The organism is Neoalteromonas flava, from assembly GCF_002807685.1.
GTDB classification, from domain to species: domain Bacteria; phylum Pseudomonadota; class Gammaproteobacteria; order Enterobacterales; family Alteromonadaceae; genus Alteromonas_E; species Alteromonas_E flava.
The window spans coordinates 708080-727614 of sequence record NZ_PEAX01000003.1 but is presented as its reverse complement, the minus strand read 5'-3'; the positions used below and the strand labels follow the sequence as shown (position 1 = coordinate 727614).

The following is a 19535-nucleotide window of genomic DNA, read 5'->3' as shown; positions in this document are numbered from 1 at the left end:
TGTTTGAGTCTATACTGAAAAAAATAATCAATCGAGTGGAGATCCTATGCGAGGGGACAGCAAGGTTATTGCCGTTTTAAATGAAGTTCTTACCAGCGAGCTAACGTCCATTAATCAATACTTTCTACATGCCCGCATGTATAAAAACTGGGGTCTCAAGCGACTCAACGACGCGGCTTACAAGAAATCGATTAAAGATATGAAGCAAGCCGATGAGCTAATCGAACGCATTTTGTTTTTAGAAGGACTACCGAATTTACAAAGACTCGGAAAATTATACATCGGCGAAGAAACCACCGAAATGATGCAGTGTGATATGGATTTTGAGCTGGAGCAAATACCGGTTCTTAAGCGCGCTATCGCCTTGTGTGAAGAGAAGCAAGACTACGTGAGTCGAGATGTGCTTGAAGAAATACTCGAATATGAAGAAGAGTATGTTGATTGGTTAGAAACTCAACAGTACCAAATAAGTTCACTGGGCATTGAAAACTATCTGCAAACCCAAGTGATAGAGGAGGAATAAAATGCAAGGTAAATCTAATGTGATTGCAGGTCTAAATGCCCTACTCGGATATGAATTAGCGGCAATGGATCAGTATTTTATCCATTCTCAAATGTATCAAGATTGGGGACTCAACAAGTTATACGAGCGCATTAATCACGAATTCGATGATGAGCGCGGTCATGCGACTAAATTGATTGAACGCATTCTCTTTCTTGAGGGCGTTCCTGATATGCAAACCCGTGTTGGCTTTAAAGTTGGTAAAGATGTACCAGAAATGCTTGAAAGTGATTTACGTGTCGAATACGAAGTAGCAGAAAAGTTACGTGAAGTCATTGCTTTGGCAGAGAGTGAAGAAGATTTTGTCACCCGTGATGTTTTATTAACACTTTTAGACGATACAGAAATGGATCATGCTTATTGGTTAGAGCAGCAATTGGGTTTAATTAAACGCTTAGGTTTACCTAATTATCTACAATCGCAAATTTAACCCTACTGTTGAGTGGAAAACTGGAGTTTCATTGGCTCCAGCTTTCCTGCTACCTCGATGACCAATAACCAGCGCATCTGTGCTTGGTTACAGCTCCCAAGAAAAAACACACCAGAAAAAGAATTCTCATTGACTGTATTCGCGAGCACTGGCGTTTTGCCCATGTACATGTTGATACCTTCAACCCAAGCGCGTGAGATTGATAATGGCTGATCAGATACGAGACGAAAAAGCGTCTCTTCTTCGACTGCAGGCGACGACACAAAGGTAAATTCGAATTTTTGTTCGTTATGCGTCCAAGTACAAACATTATTCTGAATGATGCAATTCGCAGTAGGTGCTATATTTATCTGACTGAGATTCGAGGTTTCCTCACTTGTGAGTATGGCAAATTTTATGAATATAAATGTCATAATCAGAAAAGTAATGAAAACCCAACTGACTGTATGTTTTTGCAGCGACATGTAACGACTTTTTAACCTGTTCTTAACGTTTAGCTTGCGTTTATTGACCGAGATCAACGGAAATGTGCTTTAGGTATCTTTATGTATTTAAAAGCATTATTATCGCAAGGTCAAAAACCACTTGGTGGCTATAAATAAAGCAAAAACTGCCAAGGACACAGTGAATACACTTTTTTAAATTGCAGTGGAAGATCCGTCAAATGAGTGAAATCAGCCAAGCACAGCCAGATTACAATTATAAAGTAGTTCGGCAATTTACCGTGATGACAATCATCTGGGGTATCATTGGGATGACCGTTGGAGTTTTGATTGCGGCGCAGTTGTTCGCACCCGCATTAAACTTTGACCTCCCGTGGTTAACCTACTCTCGATTGCGTCCGCTACACACCAATGCCGTAATTTTTGCCTTCGGTGGGTGTGCACTATTTGCTACATCCTATTACATCGTACAACGTACGTGTCAGGTACGCCTGTTCAGCGACAAGCTCGCAGCCTTCACATTCTGGGGTTGGCAAGCAGTAATTGTAAGTGCAGTGATTACGCTGCCCTTGGGAATTACTGGTGGTAAAGAGTATGCTGAACTTGAGTGGCCAATTGACATCCTTATTGCTTTGGTCTGGGTTGCCTACATTATTAACTTTTTTGGCACCCTGGTGATTCGACGGACGTCTCATATTTATGTTGCTAACTGGTTTTTAGGCGCGTTTATGTTGACAGTAGCGGTGCTTCATATTGGTAACAGTATGGCAATCCCACTATCTTTCACTAAGTCTTATTCTATTTATGCTGGTGCCGTAGATGCTATGATGCAGTGGTGGTACGGGCATAACGCGGTAGGTTTCTTTCTGACAGCTGGCTTTTTGGGCATGATGTATTATTTCGTTCCGAAACAGGCCGGTCGCCCAGTCTATAGTTACCGCCTTTCTATCGTACATTTTTGGGCCCTTATCTCACTCTATATCTGGGCCGGTCCTCACCACTTACACTACACTGCTCTGCCCGACTGGACCCAGTCGTTAGGTATGGTGATGTCATTGATTCTGTTCGTACCTTCGTGGGGTGGAATGATCAACGGGATCATGACACTCTCAGGAGCGTGGCATAAACTGCGCACAGATCCAGTACTACGCTTCCTCATAGTCTCGTTGTCTTTCTACGGCATGTCGACTTTTGAAGGACCCATGATGAGTATCAAAACGGTTAATGCGCTATCGCATTACACTGACTGGACTGTCGGTCACGTTCATTCCGGTGCGTTAGGTTGGGTTGCTATGGTATCCATTGGTTCGATCTATCACTTGATCCCAGTTCTGTTTGGTCAACGCGGCATGTATTCGACCAAATTGATTAATGTCCATTTCTGGTTAACAACCATTGGTGTTGTGTTGTACATCGTAGCAATGTGGATTTCGGGCGTACTGCAAGGACTTATGTGGCGTGCAGTCAACGCCGACGGTACTCTGACATACAGCTTTGTTGAGTCACTAGAAGCTTCTAAGCCGTTCTATGTTGTTCGTTTCTTAGGTGGTGTGTTCATTGTAATCGGTATGCTTATCATGGCTTACAATGCCTACATGACCATTCGTGCCCCTAAAGAAAGCATTGGCCAAGAGCCTGCTAGTCAAGCAGCGTAAGGAGTAAGAAAATGGCTAATCCACATGAGATAATTGAAAAGAACGTTGGACTTTTAACCGTTCTAATTTTAGTGGCGATCAGTTTTGGTGCGATGGTGCAAATCACGCCGCTAATGTTTCAACAACAAACTATGGAGCCAGTGACAGGCTTGCGCCCTTACACTGCATTAGAAATGGAAGGACGAGATATATACATCCGTGAAGGCTGTTATGGCTGCCACAGTCAGATGATCCGTCCATTCCGTGCTGAAACTGAACGTTATGGTCACTATTCAGTGGCTGGTGAATCTGTTTGGGAGCGCCCCTTCCTGTGGGGGTCTAAACGTACGGGGCCTGATTTGGCGCGCGTGGGCGGTCGCTACAGTGATGAGTGGCACCGAGTTCATTTGATCAATCCGCGTGATGTGGTTCCAGAGTCTAATATGCCTGGCTATCCATGGCTACAGGACACCGTGCTTACTGGCGAGGAAACGGGTAAGAAATTGCAAATCTTCAAAAATTTGGGTGTTCCGTACACCGATGAAGATATTGCCGGCGCAAAAGCTGCCGTTCAGGGTAAAACTGAAATGGAAGCGCTTATTGCATACCTTCAATCGCTTGGAACACATTTGAAATAGTTATGGATCAAGGTGTAATCGGCAGCATCTTTACTGTCATCGTATTCGTTTCCTTCATCGGCGTAGTCTTGTGGGCGTTTAGTAGTCGCAACAAGAAGAAATTTGACGAGGCTGCAAACCTAGTGTTTGCCGATGAAGAAAACCACAAGAACACAAAAAATAAGACACAGGAGTCTGAAAACTCATGAGCATGTTTTGGACAATTTGGATTTCGGTAATCACACTGGGTTTGATATTCGGTTGTTACCTTTTATTGCGTTGGTGTTTATCCAACCAAACAGGGGTGCCTGAAGGCGAAAGTATGGGCCACGAATTTGATGGTATTGAGGAGATCAACAACCCCTTACCGAAATGGTGGACGATTCTTTTCTATATCGTAATCGTTTGGGGCCTCGTGTATTTAGTACTCTACCCTGGTCTAGGCAGTTATAAAGGCTTATTAGGTTGGACGAGCTCTAACCAAGGCGTCTTAACTTTAGAAGAATCAAAAGCGAAACAACAAGCGGCAATTGAGAACAATGCGCTAGTCCAATATGATCGTGAAATTAAGTTCGCCAATGAGCGCTTCGACCCCATTTTTGCTGAATATGCAAAAGTACCAGTAGAAGAGTTGGTAAAGAACGAAGAAGCGGTAAAAGTTGGTCAGCGCCTATTCTTACAAAACTGCTCACAGTGCCATGGCTCTGATGCCCGTGGCCAAAATGGCGGCTTTCCTAATCTAACCGATGACGATTGGTTGTATGGTGGTAGTGGCGATAAAATTAAGGAAACGCTAATCAACGGCCGTCAAGGCGCAATGCCTGGCTGGTTAGCACCTTTTGGTGAGCAAGGTATTAAGGAAATTGTAGCCTATACGTTGAGTCTAAGTGGTCGCGAAGTCGATCAATCGCTAAAAGATGCTGGTAAAGTGCGTTTCGCTGCTTGTGCTGCGTGTCATGGCATGGACGGGAAAGGCAATCAAATGCTTGGTGCGCCCAATCTGACCGACAACATTTGGTTGTATGGTGGAAGCGAGCGTGCAGTTACTGAAACCTTAAATTACGGACGTAACGGGATGATGCCTTCTTTTGCTAAAACCTTAGGCGAAGATAAGATTCACGTTGTTGCAACGTACGTTTATAGCTTATCGAATTAGTGCGTAATAAGTGTCATCATAGCCCCGTTTACGCGGGGCTTTTTTATATAGGATTTTAATTAGTAATGACCGAATCGAAAGTAAAGCCGTGGTACAAGCAATTCTGGCCATGGTTTTTGATTGCCGTACCACTTTCTTCATTTATTGTCGGCTTCATCGTTCTTCATTTAGCCACCAACACCACGGATAGTCTTGTAGTCGATGATTACTATAAAGAAGGAAGAGCCATCAATGCACGTTTGGATAAAATCCAAACTGCGAAAGACTTGAATATCGTGACTGAGTTAAGTTTTTCTTCCGATGGCGCTATTGCATTGCGATTCATTTCTGGCACACCTCGTTCAAATGTAGCTCTTCAATTGTCTCTTTATCACGTGACCCTGAAGGATCGTGATATCAATGTATTATTAGCTGCAGATGCTAACGGTGTATACCGTGGTTTTACTGAACAAGCACTGGATGGGAAATGGCGAGTAACGTTGTTACCATTGGATGAATCATGGAAGCTTCAGCAAGTGCTGGCATTACCTCAGTCGAAGCCAATACGGTTTGCCCCTTGAGTAACGCGCATACGCCCTGCTTCCATTGCGGGCTACCTAATTTCGAAGGTGAGAAATACACCGTTGTAATCGCAGGCGAAAGCCAGGCGATGTGTTGTCCTGGATGTCAGACCGTTGCGCAATCGATCGTAGATAATGGGCTTGAAGATTATTATACGATACGCACAGAGCCAGCGGCTAAGGGCGACGAGGTGTTTACCCAAACGCTCGACAAATTAGCGTTATTTGATGAACCCGATGTACAAGAAGAATTTGTTCACGACAATCGTGACACTAAACAAATTCAGTTAACAGTGGAAGGTATTAATTGTGCCGCTTGTGGATGGTTAATCGAAAAACAAATGGCCAAAACCAAAGGGATAATTCAAATCTCTGTAAACGTCTCAACACGACGAGCATTAGTAGATTGGGATCCCACGTTCATTTCCCTAAGCAGCATCATTGCTAATTTCCAAAAGATTGGTTACCGCGCGTCTCCATTTCAGCCCGACAAACATGAAGCACTTTTTCATGCTGAGCAAAAATCATTGCTAAAGAAAGTCGGTCTAGCTGGGATCATGACCATGCAAGTAATGATGCTTATGACCGGACTTTATTTCGACTTATTTGGCAACATCGATCATGAAACCCGGCAATATTTCTATTGGGTTAGCTTAGTCTTAACCACGCCAGTCGTACTGTATTCTGGTAGCATTTTTTATATTAGTGCGGCTAAGGCTCTTGCTATGCGTAGCGTTAATATGGATGTCCCCGTAACGCTAGCTATATTTGGTACTTATATTGCTGGGATCAAAGCGACTATTCTTGAAGTGGGAGATGTGTATTTTGAGTCTATATGCATGTTTGTCTTTTTTCTTTTGCTCAGTCGTTTTCTTGAGCATCGAGCTCGCCATAAAGCGGCAATGATCTCAGCTAACATGTTGCAATATATGCCGGTTTCAGCAACCCTCCTTGAAGGTAATTCGCAACATTCTGTATTAGCAAAGCTACTGGTCCCTGAACAAATTGTTTTGGTTAAACCCGGTGAAGTTATTCCTGTCGATGGCATCGTTATCGATGGCGAGAGCCAAGTCAATGAATCAATGTTAAACGGAGAATTTGAACCCGCTTACAAGGTTGTTAATTCTCAAGTTTACGGCGGCACAGTGAATCAAAGTGGTAGTCTTAGCATTCGCGTTACAAGTAAGTTAAAAGATGCGTTAGTCAATCAAATTGTCCTGATGCAAGAAGCTGCACTTGCCACCAAACCTCGGATTGCTCATATTGCGGATCGTTTTTCGCGCTTTTTTGTTACCGCAGTACTGATTATTTCTGCGTTGACCTTTGGTTTTTGGACTTGGATAGGCAACGACGAAGCTTTCTGGATTACCATCGCAGTATTAGTGGCTACCTGCCCTTGCGCATTGGGATTGGCAACCCCCTCTGCACTTACGTGCGCGATGGCGCGGTTGAATAAAGCGGGTGTCGTGTTGAAGCGAGCTGACGCTCTAGAACAAATTAATACGCTGGATACCGTAATTTTAGATAAAACAGGTACCCTTACCGAAGGCGAATTCTCTATTCATAAACAATGGATAGCCCCTGCTTACTCTGGTCTAGAACCTTTGATAATTGCAGCAACATTAGAATCTCGTTCTGAACATCCCATTGCCCAAGCGTTTGCTGGCATGCCATCGCATTCAGCGTCTGATATCTCGATTACAATAGGTCAAGGGATCCAAGGAACTATTGATGGTCGAACTTACCGAATAGGTAGCCGCTCATTTGTTACTGAGCATGTGTCTAACGCGAAGGATTATCAATCTATTGCGGATATCGATACCGCGAATGTCTGGTTGACGACAGATGAAGGTTTAATTGCGATTTTTTGGTTAAACGATACGCTGAAAGAGAATGTGGCAACTACTCTTCAACGCATCCCATTTGACAAAGTGTTGCTCAGTGGTGATACCCAAGCCAATGTTGAATTGGTCGCTGGAGCCCTTGGGATCAAGCAGTGTCATGCACAACAATCTCCGCAGCAAAAACTATCGTTTGTAGAGCGCTACCAAGCACAAGGACATTCAGTAATGATGGTAGGTGACGGTGTTAATGATGCTCCGGTATTAGCCAAGGCCGATATTTCTATTGCGGTGGGTAATGCATCAGACCTCGCCAAAAGTTCTGCCGATGTAGTGCTCCTCAATGAAAGCATCTCAATCATACCTGAGTTGATTGATGTCGCTCGACAAACGCAAAGAACGATCAAGCAAAACATGGCGTGGTCATTAGGTTATAATTTGCTGATCTTACCGTTTGCAGTTTCTGGCGTTTTAGCCCCTTGGATGGCTGCTTTGGGTATGTCTTTGAGTTCAATAATTGTAGTAGTAAACTCCACTCGCTTACTTCGGAATAAAGCAGGTTAAAATGAGTATCATTTATGTTCTAATCCCTATCGCTATCATTATTGTTGCTATTGCCATTGCGGTATTTTTTTGGGCCGTGAAAAGCAACCAGTTCGATGATCTCGATCGCCAGGGTTATAGCATTTTATTTGATGATGATTTGCCGCCTGAAGAAAAGTCCTTAGCAAAAGCTCGACAACAGGAATTAGAAAACCGTCGTGATTGAAATTAGCCTTGCGACTGCCTTTTTAATTGGCATCGCTGGCGGTGTGCACTGCATAGGGATGTGTGGAGGAATAACCGTCGCTTTACAGTCAGCTGTTCCGGCGGATGGAAAGCCATGGATATACGCTTGTGCATACCATCTTGGACGCATATTCAGTTATGCAATTGCAGGTCTATGCGCTGGCTTATTGGGGGCTATCATAAGCCATTCCAGTCTCATCAACGGGGTGTCTCTGCTAACAGTATTGAGCGGCGTAATGTTAATCCTACTTGGTGGGCACATAGCAAGTTGGTTCAGTCTATTGCACTACTTTGAACGTCACGGCGGCAGGCTGTGGAGACATATACAGCCCTTGTCAAAGTCACTCATTCCATTTAAGCATCCGTTCCATGCCTTTTTATACGGTACTGTATGGGGTTGGTTACCCTGTGGATTAGTATACTCAACATTAAGTTGGAGTATGGCGTCGGGAGAGCCTATAAGCGGTCTTTTGGTAATGTTGTTCTTCGGATTAGGTACATTGCCGATCATGTTTGCTGTCAGCATGGGGGCAACTCAGTTTGCACAGCTAGCACGTTCAAACGCCATGCGTACAGTGATTGCAATATTATTGCTAGGGTATGGGTTATACTTGATTTTTAAGGGTGTAACGCTTATAACGTGAAGGTAATTTTAGCAATCCAAAGGTGCATTCATGCACAATAAATTAGGTCGTAGCGACCTTTCGATACACTGCCAAACCTGTAGTTTTAGTCACCTGTGTTTGCCGGTGTCTCTGAATGAAGAAGAAATGGGTTCGCTGGATGAAATTATCGAACGTAAAAAGCCCCTCCACAAGAACGATAGGTTGATCCAAGCCGGCGATCATTTTCAATCGCTGTACGCCGTGAGGTCTGGGTCATTTAAATCTTTTATCAGTGATGCTGATGGTGAAGAGCAAGTCATTGGTTTTCATTTTCCTGGCGACATTATCGGCTTTGATGCGTTGCGTGATAACCGCCACTCAAGTTATTGTCAGGCGTTAGAGACTGCCATGGTTTGTGAGCTTCCCTACGACACTCTAGATGAAATGTCAGCTAAATTCCCCAAGCTTCGCAAACAGATCTTGAGCTTTATGAGCGCTGAAATAAAACATGATCATGAGCAAATGATGTTGTTGAATAAGCGTACAGCTGAAGAAAGGTTAATGCATTTTATTGCGCACTTATCTAAGCGTTTTGAAGAGCGAGGATTTTCACCTAAGCAATTCAATCTCACTATGACACGCAATGAAATTGGCAATTATTTGGGCTTGACGGTTGAAACTATTAGCCGGTTGTTAACCCGATTTCAAAAAGAAGGGATTATCGCTGTTGACGGCAAACTGATCACGGTCTTAGATTTTAAGAAGATGGAAGAAAAGCTCCACACTACCGAAATTCCTACCTGTGCAATCGAAAAGTAAGCCCTATTCTTAGAGTCCTTTGATCTAACTCAACAGAGTGCACTAGCGTATTTTCATTGACCCGTTACACTTTGATTAAAGTCATCTTTGGAAATACGCTATGCAAGACTATCAACATTTGTTTGTGGTTGTCGATCCGGAACTAGAAAGTCAAATCGCGCTAGCACGCGCGGTTGAGCTTGCCACCAAGACTGGCGCTAAGATCACCGCTTTTCTGTGTATTTATGACTTATCCTATGAATTGACCACCATGCTTTCATTGGATGAACGTGATGCCATGCGTCGAGCTGTCTTAGCTGATCGCGAAGAATGGTTACAGTCGTTAATTTCCGAGTACGTTCCAAGTGGGGTAACAGCGCATGCGTCTGTTGTTTGGGATAAGTCCCTTTATGAGTCAGTAATTCGCACTGCAATAGAGGTTAAAGCCGACTTAGTACTCAAAGCTGCCTCCAGTCACGATGATTTTGCTGCCTTGATATTCACTCCGACAGATTGGCACATATTACGTAAGTGCCCTACTCCTGTGCTGATGGTCAAGCAACATGCATGGCCAGTGAATGGTAATGTGCTTGCCAGTATAAATGTTGGTACTGAAGATGAGGTGCACGCGAAGTTAAATCAACAAGTGGTTGAATGTGCTAAAGCATGCACCAATACCCTAGATGCAACACTACACCTGGTAAATGCCTTTCCAGGAACCATAGTCAATTTAGCGATTGAGATGCCTGAATTTGATCCCCACGGATACAATGAAAACGTGAAACGTCATCATCAAAATGAAATGCATAAGTTTGCTTCCACTAATGATATTCCAATCGCTCAGTGCCACGTAATTCAGGGACTCCCAGAAGTCGCAGTACCCAAACAAGCAGCATCCTTGGATGCTGAGCTTGTTGTTATTGGTACCGTCGGGCGTGCAGGGTTATCAGCTGCGCTGATAGGCAATACTGCAGAACAAGTGATTGATCGGCTTAATTGTGATGTTCTGGCCATCAAGCCATTAGGCTTCAATAGCCCCGTACATGGCTAGAAAAGGCGCCAAAAATTAGTTGGGTAAAAACTTAGGTTCATGGTTTTTTACTCATGCCATAACGATTACAATACGGCTTTGTTGTTTTAATCGTAAGCCAGCCATGAATTCAAGCGTCACCAGTAAAGCTGATAGTAAGCATCAGTACAATATTAATAAATTGCAAAAGCGACTGCGTCGAAATGTCGGTAAGGCGATTGCTGATTTTAATATGATAGAGGATGGTGATCACATCATGGTATGCCTTTCTGGCGGCAAAGATAGCTATACCATGCTGGATATACTGATGTTCCTACGTGGCATTGCGCCTATTAACTTTAGCATTACCGCAGTTAATCTAGATCAAAAGCAGCCGGGTTTTCCTGAGCATGTATTGCCCAATTATCTGAGTGAATTAGGTATTAATTATTTAATTGTCGAAGAAGATACCTACAGTATTGTTACCGAAAAGATACCCGAAGGGAAAACGACGTGCTCATTGTGTTCACGCTTACGCCGCGGCATTTTGTATCGAACGGCTAAAGAGATAGGTGCAACGAAGATAGCATTGGGGCATCATCGTGACGATATGCTTGAAACCTTGTTTCTTAATATGTTTCATGGCGGTAAATTAAAAGCAATGCCACCAAAACTTGTCAGTGACAATGGTGAACACATTGTTATTCGCCCACTCGCTTATTGCACAGAGAAAGATATTCAACGCTACAGCGACGCAGTCAACTTCCCCATAATTCCGTGTAACCTATGCGGCTCACAGGAAAATTTGCAACGTAAAAATATAAAGCTCATGCTGCAAGATTGGAACCGTCGCTTCCCTGGGCGCATTGAATCTATGTTCAGAGCAATGCAAAATGTTGTCCCCTCACACTTGGCAGATAGCCAGCTGTATGATTTTAAGAACGTTTCGACAACCAACGAGCCTGTCATAGATGGCGATACAGGATTTGATCAACCTAGTTTCATCGAAACACCAAATGACGATAATGACAAGCCGCAAATAATTTCACTGAGTTAACGGTAAGGGATTGTAATTATGAAAATTGGCCTCGCACTTGGTGCTGGCGCCGCTCGCGGATGGACTCATATTGGGATCATCAAAGCCTTAGAAAAAATGGGTATCAATATAGATATCGTCGCAGGCTGTTCTATCGGTGCATATGTTGGCGCGGCTTATGCGAGCGGTAAATTACTTGAATTAGAAGAATGGGCCAGTTCATTGACTGAGTGGCAGGTATTTGCATTGCTAGGCGTTGGGATCCGACGGGGTGGGATTGCTTCTGGTCAAAAGGTATTCGATAAACTTGCAGACGATTTGTGTGCAGAATCATTTGAGTTAATGAACAAGCCTTTTGCTGCAGTGGCGACAGATTTATACAGTGGTCGCGAAGTGGTTTTTAATTCTGGTGAAATCGGCGACAGTATCCGCGCGTCATGTGCAATTCCTGGCTTATTTGCACCGGTTGAGCATGGAGAGCGATATCTGGTGGATGGTGCTGTGGTCAATCCTGTGCCAGTTAACTTGTGTCGCCAACTCGGTGCTGATTTCGTTATTGCTGCTAATCTTAGTGCCGATTTTCGCCCACAAGTATTAGAACAAAACAGTATTGAACATGAGAAAATCCAACGCAAAACAGATGAGTTTCTCAATTCAAAACCATCACTGTTGCGTCAATGGTTTTCCCCAGGCCCTAAAGAAGAAAAAAAATCGATGCCAGGAATAATGGGCGTTATGAGTAGCTCATTAGAAATATTGCAGGCGAGAGTAACACGTTCACGACTCGCGGGAGATCCGCCAGACATTCTTATTGAGCCGCAATTACGTGATGTAGGATTGCTTGAGTTTCACCGCGCTGGTGAGCTTGCTCAACGCGGCGAAGAGAGTGTACAACGTCTAGCCGAGCAAATTCGCTATCAACTGAATATGAACCATTGATAATTAACGGTGCGTACGCGCAGTAATTCGGAGAGGTTTAACTGGCAGAGCCAACGCCTCTTGCTCTCCTAACCAGCTTCCCGGTAACTGCAAAATACCATTGACGATTGCTGGTGCGTCTTTCAATTCTCGGTCCATTTCGTGGTCGGCAAAATGAAACGTTAGCCCGTCAACATGGGGCATCATGAACGACAGGAAACTACCCATTTCATTGAAAAAAGCAGCGTATTGATCGTAAATAAATTGAAGCTCGTCGTGGCTATAGTAGTATTTTAAGTACTCGGGCTTAGTTTCCAACTGCACAGACATGTCGCATTGGTTCGCCTTATCCGTTGTTTCTATTTCAAGCTTCGCTCCGGCCATATTCAACGCGCGTTCTGAAGGCACAGTAAACCGATTTTCAGCTGTTATTACCAAATCGATAGATTGTTTCTGCGTAACAATTTTGGCCGCAGATAATTCGCACAGTCTGTTTTCTGTGTTGTGCTGAAACCCAAAGGCAAATTGCAACGCCTGAGTATCCTCTCCTGTGAGTTTCTTTACATGGCTGTAAAAGCCTTTGTATTCAACCTCAATAGTCTCAGCAGTTGCCACTGGATTAATCCAAACTGAAATTAATGGTACCGCGATCCATTTGTATTTCATGACGACAAATATTCCCTATTCACTTTGATCATTTGTTGCAATTCTTCGATGTAATCTTCGCCCCGTTCAGAATATTGCATCAATCCTTCACTTAAGGCTTCACCCGTAATTGGCAGCTGATTTTGGCGCAGCCGATAGCGAATGTCGCGCAGTGATTTATATGCATCGTGACGGTTTAAGTTACGCATATATGTGTATGTCGCATGAGCTACATTGCGAAATTTCGCTACTTCATGAATCGCTCCATCGTTGCGCTGTCGCGGAACAAAACCACAATTGGGTCTAAAGCACCACAATCCAAAAAAGTTATATCCCTTTCTAGCAAACCGCGATGTTCCCCACGCGCTCTCGTTAGCAGCTTGAACGAGAACTAGATCGGCTGGTATCACATCAACGCGTCGCAACAGTAAAGCGAGTTGATCAGCGATATCCAGGTTAGGGTCTACTTTGTATTCTTTAGTTAGCCAATGTAATCGCGAGATATCTGCTGGCGATAACTGTCTATTTTGGGCAAATTCATCAGCCATCGCTTTTATTTTTAAGCGTAGACCAATGATATATTCATTCTGGCGTTCCACCTCAGGCATCAAGTATGAAAAAAATGCAGACTTTTTATCACTGACTTGTTCATACTGGGAAAAATCTGGCATAGCCACTGCGCTTTCACGCGGGGTAATGGGTGGTTCTGGCACTAATGGCATGGGCTTTTTGACAAACGGATATAAGAATGAAAACCCAACGATTCCAGCGACAACTAACCACCATAGCACCTGTTTAATTGACATAATTACCTCAAGCTCTAAGCATTAAATGTTGTTACCTGCGCGTCAACGCTCGGCATATCATCACTTCCGAATAATTCGTCGTAGAGTATTCCTTTAGCGTTAAAATACAGCGGAAAAACCCATATAAGTGCAATCCCAAAAGTAAACATAGCGAAAACAAACAAAGCCACTGAAATAATAAAAAACAAAGCCATTTGAATGAGGTACTTACTGCAAACACGCACAGAAAGCATAATCGCACTAATCGCAGTTAACTTTTTATCGGCAATTAGCGGCAGTGTAAATGTTGTCACAATACCAAGATAAATCCCTGGCAGCACAAATAACACCATACCAATTTGCACCATGATTGAAGCAATCAGCGACCCTAACGCTAGTACTATTGTTATGGATAGCCAACTAAAAAGATCACTGGTTTCAACCCGTCTTTGCCTGGCAGCATTTATGCCCATCATCATCAAGCCAGCCATAAGCGGTGATATAACCAAAATAAGAACAATGTCGACAATTGCTGATTGGGTTTGTGTCATTGCCATAAAGTTTTCTAACGGAACTTCCATCACTGCGAGTAATAAGAAGACCACACCGAATAGGATACTAACAACTATCAACCCAGCGAGTGCGAAGGTACTGAAATTACTTTTTGTCAACTCATTGGCTTGTCTAAAAATAGCGAGCGAATCAATTGACAATTCGCCCGCAAGTGCTTTCTGCACGCGAGAAGACTGATAAATATCTTGCGGTTTTTCTGGTTGCATCAATAGGTCTAAAACGAAAACAATTATGCTTGATAGAATATCATATTGGTTGGAAGAGCAATAAGTTAGATGCAAGGATAATTAGTAATATTCCCATCGCTCGGTCTAACAAGTAGCCCTTGTTGCCAATAAAAGCCAACACTTTGCTAGTCCCTAACAAAAAAGATAATAAGATAAACCAGGCCCCGGTCGCGACACTGAGATAAATTCCATAACCAAGTTTAACGCTAATTGGAGTTTGTGTACTGATCACCACAGTGAACAACGACATGAAAAACAGGGTTGCTTTTGGATTGAGGCCATTAGTCAAGAATCCTTGCCAAAAGGCGCCTCGCCAACTAATCGATTCGCTACGATCTTCGCTTACTACTCCTTCGACAACAGGTTTGGCTGGTTCGGCCTTAGCACGGATCGCGCCCCAAGCTAACCATAAAAGGTATGCAGCTGCCGCATAGCTGAAAACTCGATACAACCAAGGCGTTGTTTTAATCAACAAACTTAGACCTAGAAGTGAATAAGCGACATGGATCAGAATAGCTAACCCAATGCCAATGCTTGTGGCATAAGCGGCTTTGCGTCCATACCGTACGCTATTTTTAACCACGATGGCAAAATCAGGACCTGGGCTCGCAACCGCTATTAAGTGGACCGAGGCAATGGTAAGAAACTCTAACCAGTAAGTTTGCAAAATTTCGCTCAAGGCTGATTACCCATAAATACTTCGTTGATAAATTGAGGAACTATTACTGAGGCAGGCCCGTGAATTTGAATGTCAAACCATTGGTTATTCTGACCGGCTTCTAAGTTAAGTTCAACGGTCTTGGCACCCGCATATTTAGCCATTTCGACGAAACCTGCTGCAGGGTACACATGCCCTGAAGTACCAATACTAACAAACCAGTCTGCTTGCTGAATAGCGCGCTCGATAGCTGGCATATGCATAGGAATTTCACCAAACCAAACGATGTCGGGCCGCAGCCTAGAGGCAGGCTTACAGCACCGGCAACGCGAATCTGCATTGATATCATTGTCTGTATAAAAACGCTGCCCACTTGCACAACATCTAGCAGACATCAATTCACCATGCATATGCAACACCCGCTGAGAACCTGCACGCTCATGCAAATTATCAACATTTTGTGTGATCAACATAAAATCATCTGCCAACAATTGTTCCAAATCAGCCAAAGCATTGTGAGCCGTATTTGGCTTTATAGATGGCTCAAGTAATTGTTGTCTTCGTTGATTATAAAACCGATAAACCAAACCTGGGTCACGCGAAAAAGCGTCTGGTGTGGCAACATCTTCTAAGCGATGGTTTTCCCATAGTCCATTATTATCCCTAAAGGTGCGCAGGCCTGATTCCGCTGAAATTCCAGCACCAGTGAGAATTACCACTTTATTGTTCATACCGTACTCGTCTCAATAGGTAGATCAACTCGTCTCCCCCACTCATTCCATGACCCATCATAAATTGACAGCTGCATATAGCCTATTGATGCAGCTGCAAAGGCCAGACAACACGCAGTTACCCCAGAACCGCAGGTAAAAATCATCGGCTGATCACTTTGCAGACCCACTTGACTAAATAAAGCATGCAACTCATCGGCTTCCAATAACTCACCCTTTCGCTGGGTGTCGGTGAAAGGGATGTTTAGTGCTCCTGGCATGTGCCCCTGACGAACCCCCTGACGTGGTTCTTTCTCTTTCCCACTAAACCGATCGTGACTGCGCGCATCGATAACCATCGCGCTTTTTTGGCGCAGTGCTGCTTGTACGTCTTCACAACTGGCCCAAGCTGACGAAATCAGTTGACCGTCAAATGTTCCTTGTCGTTTAGTTCTTGCGGGTTGGTCAACGGTTAATAAGCCAGCCTGCAGCCAAGCGGGCAAGCCTCCCTTAAGTATACTAATTTTATTATGCCCCATAGATTTGAACATCCACCACACGCGCGGAGCTGCATATAATCCTTGAGAGTCATAAACAATGAGATGATCATTGGCATTGATACCAAGCGCTCTGGCACGCTCCACAAAGCTCTCAGAACTCGGCATTGTATGTGGCAAGGTAGAACCAAGATCAACAAAATCCGCTTCAAAATCGAATAGTCTTGCGCCAGGAATATATTTACCTTTGCTAGGCTCTAATTCTCCGGTTTGAATGTTCGCAATACGGGTGTATAGGATCACAATGCCGCTCTCATTTAAGCGCGACTGCAACCAATTAACAGACACAAGTAACGGTGGTTTATCTTGCTGCATAGGACCTTCGTATTAACTTTTCTCGCTATTATTCATTAACTCCCATTAAAAAACCAATGCTGTCTATTAACCCCAATAAAAAAGGCGTCCGTTGGACGCCCTTTTAAATAAAACCTAAATTAAGGTTGATATGAGACTGTTAAGTCAACACCGGAGAATGTGCGATATGCGCGAACTCCAATGTGCCACGTACCCGCTGTTGGGCTAGTAAAGTTACAAGCCTCATTATTACCACTTTCATATGGACGGCAATCATAGCTGCTGGTCGTTGGCTGTGCGCCATACCGCACGTGCAGATCGGCGTCGCCGCTACCGTTCGCGATACTAACATCAAAGCTAGACATACCGACTGGTACATCAATGGTGTAGTACTTCCAGTTATTGCGGCTAGCTGAAATATTCTCAACTGTTGTAGAGAACCCGCTAGCACCACCGCCGCCACCTGTAGATGGCTCAGTGAAGCTGGCAACTAAGTTGACACCACTAAACGCGGAATACCCGATAACTTTTACGTAATAGGTTCCCGCTTGAGCAGAAGTTACTGGGCAGGACTCATTGTTGCCGCTCGCATAAGGACGGCAATCATAACTGCTAGTTGTTGGTTCAGATCCGAATTTAACATACAGATCGGCATCACCTGTGCCGCCTGACATATCAAATGTAAGATCAGTTGCTCCAGCGGGGACCTCAAATGTGTAAGACAATTCATCATTTGCAGCACCCGTTAAGCTGGTTTTCGCAACCCCGTTTTCAAGTGCGTCAGGTCCACCTGTTCCGCCACCACCACCGGTACTGCCGCCACAGTTGGCTGCTAGGTAATCCGATGCGGCTTTAGCTTGAACCATACCAAAACCTGTACGATCATCACGACCTGCAACATCTAAATCGATAGCCGTTGCTTTTAACGCCGTACGTACCTCAGCTGCGGTACACGACAGATTATTACTCCATGCTAATGCTGCGACTGCGGCAACATGTGGTGTTGCCATTGACGTACCATTGTAATAGGCGTAATCCTGATTAGCACTAACCGCTAAGCTGGCACTTTGTCCTACTCGCCCGGCGAGCGCTTGACCAACACTACGATTCACAGAAACCGTTGGAACATCAACAGCTCCTGTGGCATCAACCAAAAACGGATTTTGTAATCCAGGACGCGCACTGTTGCTATATACGACAACACCAGCCGCACCGGCATCGGCACACGCTTTTGCTGCGTTTATCTCAGGGTAACTGGCGCCCTGATTAGCGTCACGCTCAGCCACACATATTTTACCCGTCATATTGCCACAACTATAACTGCTACCAGAGCGGCTACAGGTATCAATCACCCCAGATACTGAGCCATTTATGTTAGACACCACATAGCTGCTACCGCTTTGCACATAGCGTGACTGAGGCACTACACCACTACTGGTAAAATCAGTACCGCCGACAACTAAACTACCTAAGCGGCCATCGCCAGCGACAGTCGATAAAATAGCCTCACCAGGACCTGATATTTCTACTTGTGGAGTAAATTGAGAGAATTCAGCGTGTTGGCCGTTTTCATCGACCGCTGCGACCGCCATAACGGTATCGTAAGACGCTGGATATGAAAGGCTTGCATCGCCGTCGTTACCCGCCGCTGCTACTAAAAGAACACCGGCAGCTGTTGCAGCTTCCAAACCATTGCGCTCTGATGTGCTGGCAGAAGGGCCACCCAAACTCATATTGACTACATCCGCACCATTATTTACGCAGGTATTGACTGCAGTGACTAAATCAGAGCTGTAACCCCAGCCAGACTCATTAAATACCTTAATAATGTGCAAGTTCACTTGAGTATTCGGCAATACCCCTTTGATACCGATGTTATTACCCACAGCTGCAATGGTTCCAGCAACGTGGGTTCCGTGTGAACCGCCTGCTTGATACCAGTTTCCAGTACCGCTGTCATTGGTGCCAGTAGCATTGTTGCCAGAAAGATCAGGATTACTGGCCTCATAGCCAGAGTCGATTATACATACCGTTAATGCACCTGATGCTGCGTCACTTAACTGACTCGCTTGCACTGCAGTGTATCCCCACGGTGTTGTCTCGGCCATGAAATAGCGTTTTGGATCTTCTTCAGCAGAAGCGACCGATGGATTGTTTCTTATTTGCTTTAATAATGCTTTAAGTTGATTCCGATCAGCTTTTTCTTCCAATTTTACCACGTGTTTGTTGTTACCCAACGAACGTTGATATTTGAGGTTTTGTTTAAGGTCTCCAGCGATTTGCTGGGTTTTAATTGCTGCCGTTTCAGGTGAATCTAAACTTAACCCTGATAGATCAGAATGGAATTCAACGATGAATTGATCCGTTTCAGCACTCAACATGGCTTCACGTTGACTGCGTTTCCATTGGTTAAAGTCTTGGTCGATTTTTGATTGGCCTTTTACAACCTCACCGACTTCTTGTAATTCCCCACTGAGCGCGGGTGTTGTTAACATTAGTGCCGATAAAACGCCAAGAGACGTTTTACTGAGCCCTAACGACTTCTTTTTATATTTCATTATGTTTCACTTGTTGTATAGAGTTTTTAATTATAATTATCTGCCTCCATCCTTAGGGCTATCCCTGTTTTCAATGTGATCCGTCCTGCGATTTCAGACAGTCATCTGAAAAAACCGAAGCTACACTAGC

22 protein-coding genes are annotated in these 19535 nt (G+C 44.2%); 14 read left to right on the top strand and 8 right to left on the bottom strand.

The genetic code is table 11. From position 1 onward, the window contains the following. Nucleotides 1–46 precede the first annotated feature (46 nt). Complete coding sequence (gene bfr / locus CSH92_RS09270) at nt 47–523, top strand: bacterioferritin (protein WP_100657312.1); 477 nt, start codon at nt 47–49, stop codon at nt 521–523. Between the two features lies 1 nt (nt 524). Continuing rightward, entirely contained in the window at nt 525–992 is a 468-nt protein-coding gene (bfr, locus tag CSH92_RS09265; protein ID WP_100657311.1) for a bacterioferritin, read from the top strand. Between the two features lie 2 nt (nt 993–994). On the opposite strand, the gene CSH92_RS17055 is transcribed toward bfr (CSH92_RS09265), so the two are convergent. After that, nucleotides 995–1255 carry a hypothetical protein gene (locus CSH92_RS17055; protein ID WP_124916942.1) on the bottom strand — a complete coding sequence of 87 codons (261 nt, stop codon included), beginning with the start codon at nt 1253–1255 and terminating at the stop codon, nt 995–997. A 401-nt stretch (nt 1256–1656) separates the two neighbouring features. On the opposite strand from CSH92_RS17055, the gene ccoN reads away from it, so the two are divergent. The 12 genes from ccoN (at nt 1657) to rssA (ending at nt 12419) form a co-directional block, all read left to right on the top strand. Continuing rightward, entirely contained in the window at nt 1657–3090 is a 1434-nt protein-coding gene (gene ccoN / locus CSH92_RS09255; RefSeq protein ID WP_100657309.1) for a cytochrome-c oxidase, cbb3-type subunit I, read from the top strand. Nucleotides 3091–3101: 11 nt separating this feature from the next. Beyond that, entirely contained in the window at nt 3102–3707 is a 606-nt protein-coding gene (gene ccoO / locus CSH92_RS09250; RefSeq protein WP_100657308.1) for a cytochrome-c oxidase, cbb3-type subunit II, read from the top strand. Between the two features lie 2 nt (nt 3708–3709). Further along, complete coding sequence (locus CSH92_RS09245; protein ID WP_100657307.1) at nt 3710–3895, top strand: cbb3-type cytochrome oxidase subunit 3; 186 nt, start codon at nt 3710–3712, stop codon at nt 3893–3895. Further along, a complete protein-coding gene (gene ccoP, locus CSH92_RS09240) occupies nt 3892–4842 on the top strand; it encodes a cytochrome-c oxidase, cbb3-type subunit III (protein WP_100657306.1) in 951 nt (316 codons plus the stop codon). Before CSH92_RS09245 ends, ccoP begins: the two co-directional genes overlap by 4 nt. 65 nt (nt 4843–4907) lie before the next feature. Next, nucleotides 4908–5402: a FixH family protein gene (locus CSH92_RS09235; RefSeq protein WP_100657305.1), complete on the top strand. Its 495-nt coding sequence runs from the start codon at nt 4908–4910 to the stop codon at nt 5400–5402. After that, nucleotides 5342–7807, top strand: a complete 2466-nt coding sequence (locus CSH92_RS09230; RefSeq protein ID WP_100657304.1) for a heavy metal translocating P-type ATPase — start codon at nt 5342–5344, stop codon at nt 7805–7807. The genes CSH92_RS09235 and CSH92_RS09230 overlap by 61 nt, the downstream gene beginning before the upstream one ends. A gap of 1 nt (nt 7808) precedes the next feature. Next, on the top strand, nt 7809–8012 hold the full coding sequence (ccoS, locus tag CSH92_RS09225; RefSeq protein ID WP_100657303.1) for a cbb3-type cytochrome oxidase assembly protein CcoS: 204 nt from the start codon (nt 7809–7811) through the stop codon (nt 8010–8012). Further along, nucleotides 8005–8676: a sulfite exporter TauE/SafE family protein gene (locus CSH92_RS09220; protein WP_100657302.1), complete on the top strand. Its 672-nt coding sequence runs from the start codon at nt 8005–8007 to the stop codon at nt 8674–8676. Before ccoS ends, CSH92_RS09220 begins: the two co-directional genes overlap by 8 nt. Before the next feature lie 30 nt (nt 8677–8706). Beyond that, nucleotides 8707–9456, top strand: a complete 750-nt coding sequence (gene fnr, locus CSH92_RS09215; protein WP_100657301.1) for a fumarate/nitrate reduction transcriptional regulator Fnr — start codon at nt 8707–8709, stop codon at nt 9454–9456. A 100-nt stretch (nt 9457–9556) separates the two neighbouring features. Continuing rightward, nucleotides 9557–10486, top strand: coding sequence for a universal stress protein UspE (gene uspE / locus CSH92_RS09210; RefSeq protein ID WP_100657300.1), 930 nt, complete (start codon nt 9557–9559; stop codon nt 10484–10486). Nucleotides 10487–10589: 103 nt separating this feature from the next. Beyond that, on the top strand, nt 10590–11501 hold the full coding sequence (gene ttcA / locus CSH92_RS09205) for a tRNA 2-thiocytidine(32) synthetase TtcA (protein ID WP_100657299.1): 912 nt from the start codon (nt 10590–10592) through the stop codon (nt 11499–11501). An 18-nt stretch (nt 11502–11519) separates the two neighbouring features. Then, nucleotides 11520–12419 carry a patatin-like phospholipase RssA gene (rssA, locus tag CSH92_RS09200; RefSeq protein ID WP_100657298.1) on the top strand — a complete coding sequence of 300 codons (900 nt, stop codon included), beginning with the start codon at nt 11520–11522 and terminating at the stop codon, nt 12417–12419. A 3-nt stretch (nt 12420–12422) separates the two neighbouring features. Here rssA and CSH92_RS09195 read toward each other — a convergent pair whose 3' ends face one another. From CSH92_RS09195 to CSH92_RS09165, 7 genes are all read right to left on the bottom strand, one after another. Continuing rightward, on the bottom strand, nt 12423–13064 hold the full coding sequence (locus CSH92_RS09195; RefSeq protein ID WP_100657297.1) for a DUF2987 domain-containing protein: 642 nt from the start codon (nt 13062–13064) through the stop codon (nt 12423–12425). Continuing rightward, a complete protein-coding gene (locus CSH92_RS09190; protein WP_100657296.1) occupies nt 13061–13849 on the bottom strand; it encodes a glucosaminidase domain-containing protein in 789 nt (262 codons plus the stop codon). The genes CSH92_RS09195 and CSH92_RS09190 overlap by 4 nt, the downstream gene beginning before the upstream one ends. A 14-nt stretch (nt 13850–13863) precedes the next feature. Next, nucleotides 13864–14607 carry a DUF2189 domain-containing protein gene (locus CSH92_RS09185; RefSeq protein ID WP_100657295.1) on the bottom strand — a complete coding sequence of 248 codons (744 nt, stop codon included), beginning with the start codon at nt 14605–14607 and terminating at the stop codon, nt 13864–13866. Nucleotides 14608–14647: 40 nt separating this feature from the next. Further along, nucleotides 14648–15307, bottom strand: a complete 660-nt coding sequence (locus CSH92_RS09180; RefSeq protein ID WP_100657294.1) for a LysE family translocator — start codon at nt 15305–15307, stop codon at nt 14648–14650. Further along, the gene (gene cobB, locus CSH92_RS09175; protein WP_100657293.1) at nt 15304–16017 is read right to left on the bottom strand and encodes a Sir2 family NAD+-dependent deacetylase; all 714 of its coding nucleotides are present in this window, start codon (nt 16015–16017) and stop codon (nt 15304–15306) included. The genes CSH92_RS09180 and cobB overlap by 4 nt, the downstream gene beginning before the upstream one ends. Next, a complete protein-coding gene (gene sseA / locus CSH92_RS09170; RefSeq protein ID WP_100657292.1) occupies nt 16014–16868 on the bottom strand; it encodes a 3-mercaptopyruvate sulfurtransferase in 855 nt (284 codons plus the stop codon). Before sseA ends, cobB begins: the two co-directional genes overlap by 4 nt. 119 nt (nt 16869–16987) lie before the next feature. After that, nucleotides 16988–19405 (bottom strand): S8 family serine peptidase, encoded by a 2418-nt coding sequence (locus tag CSH92_RS09165; RefSeq protein WP_100657291.1) that lies wholly within the window; start codon nt 19403–19405, stop codon nt 16988–16990. Nucleotides 19406–19535: the final 130 nt, after the last annotated feature.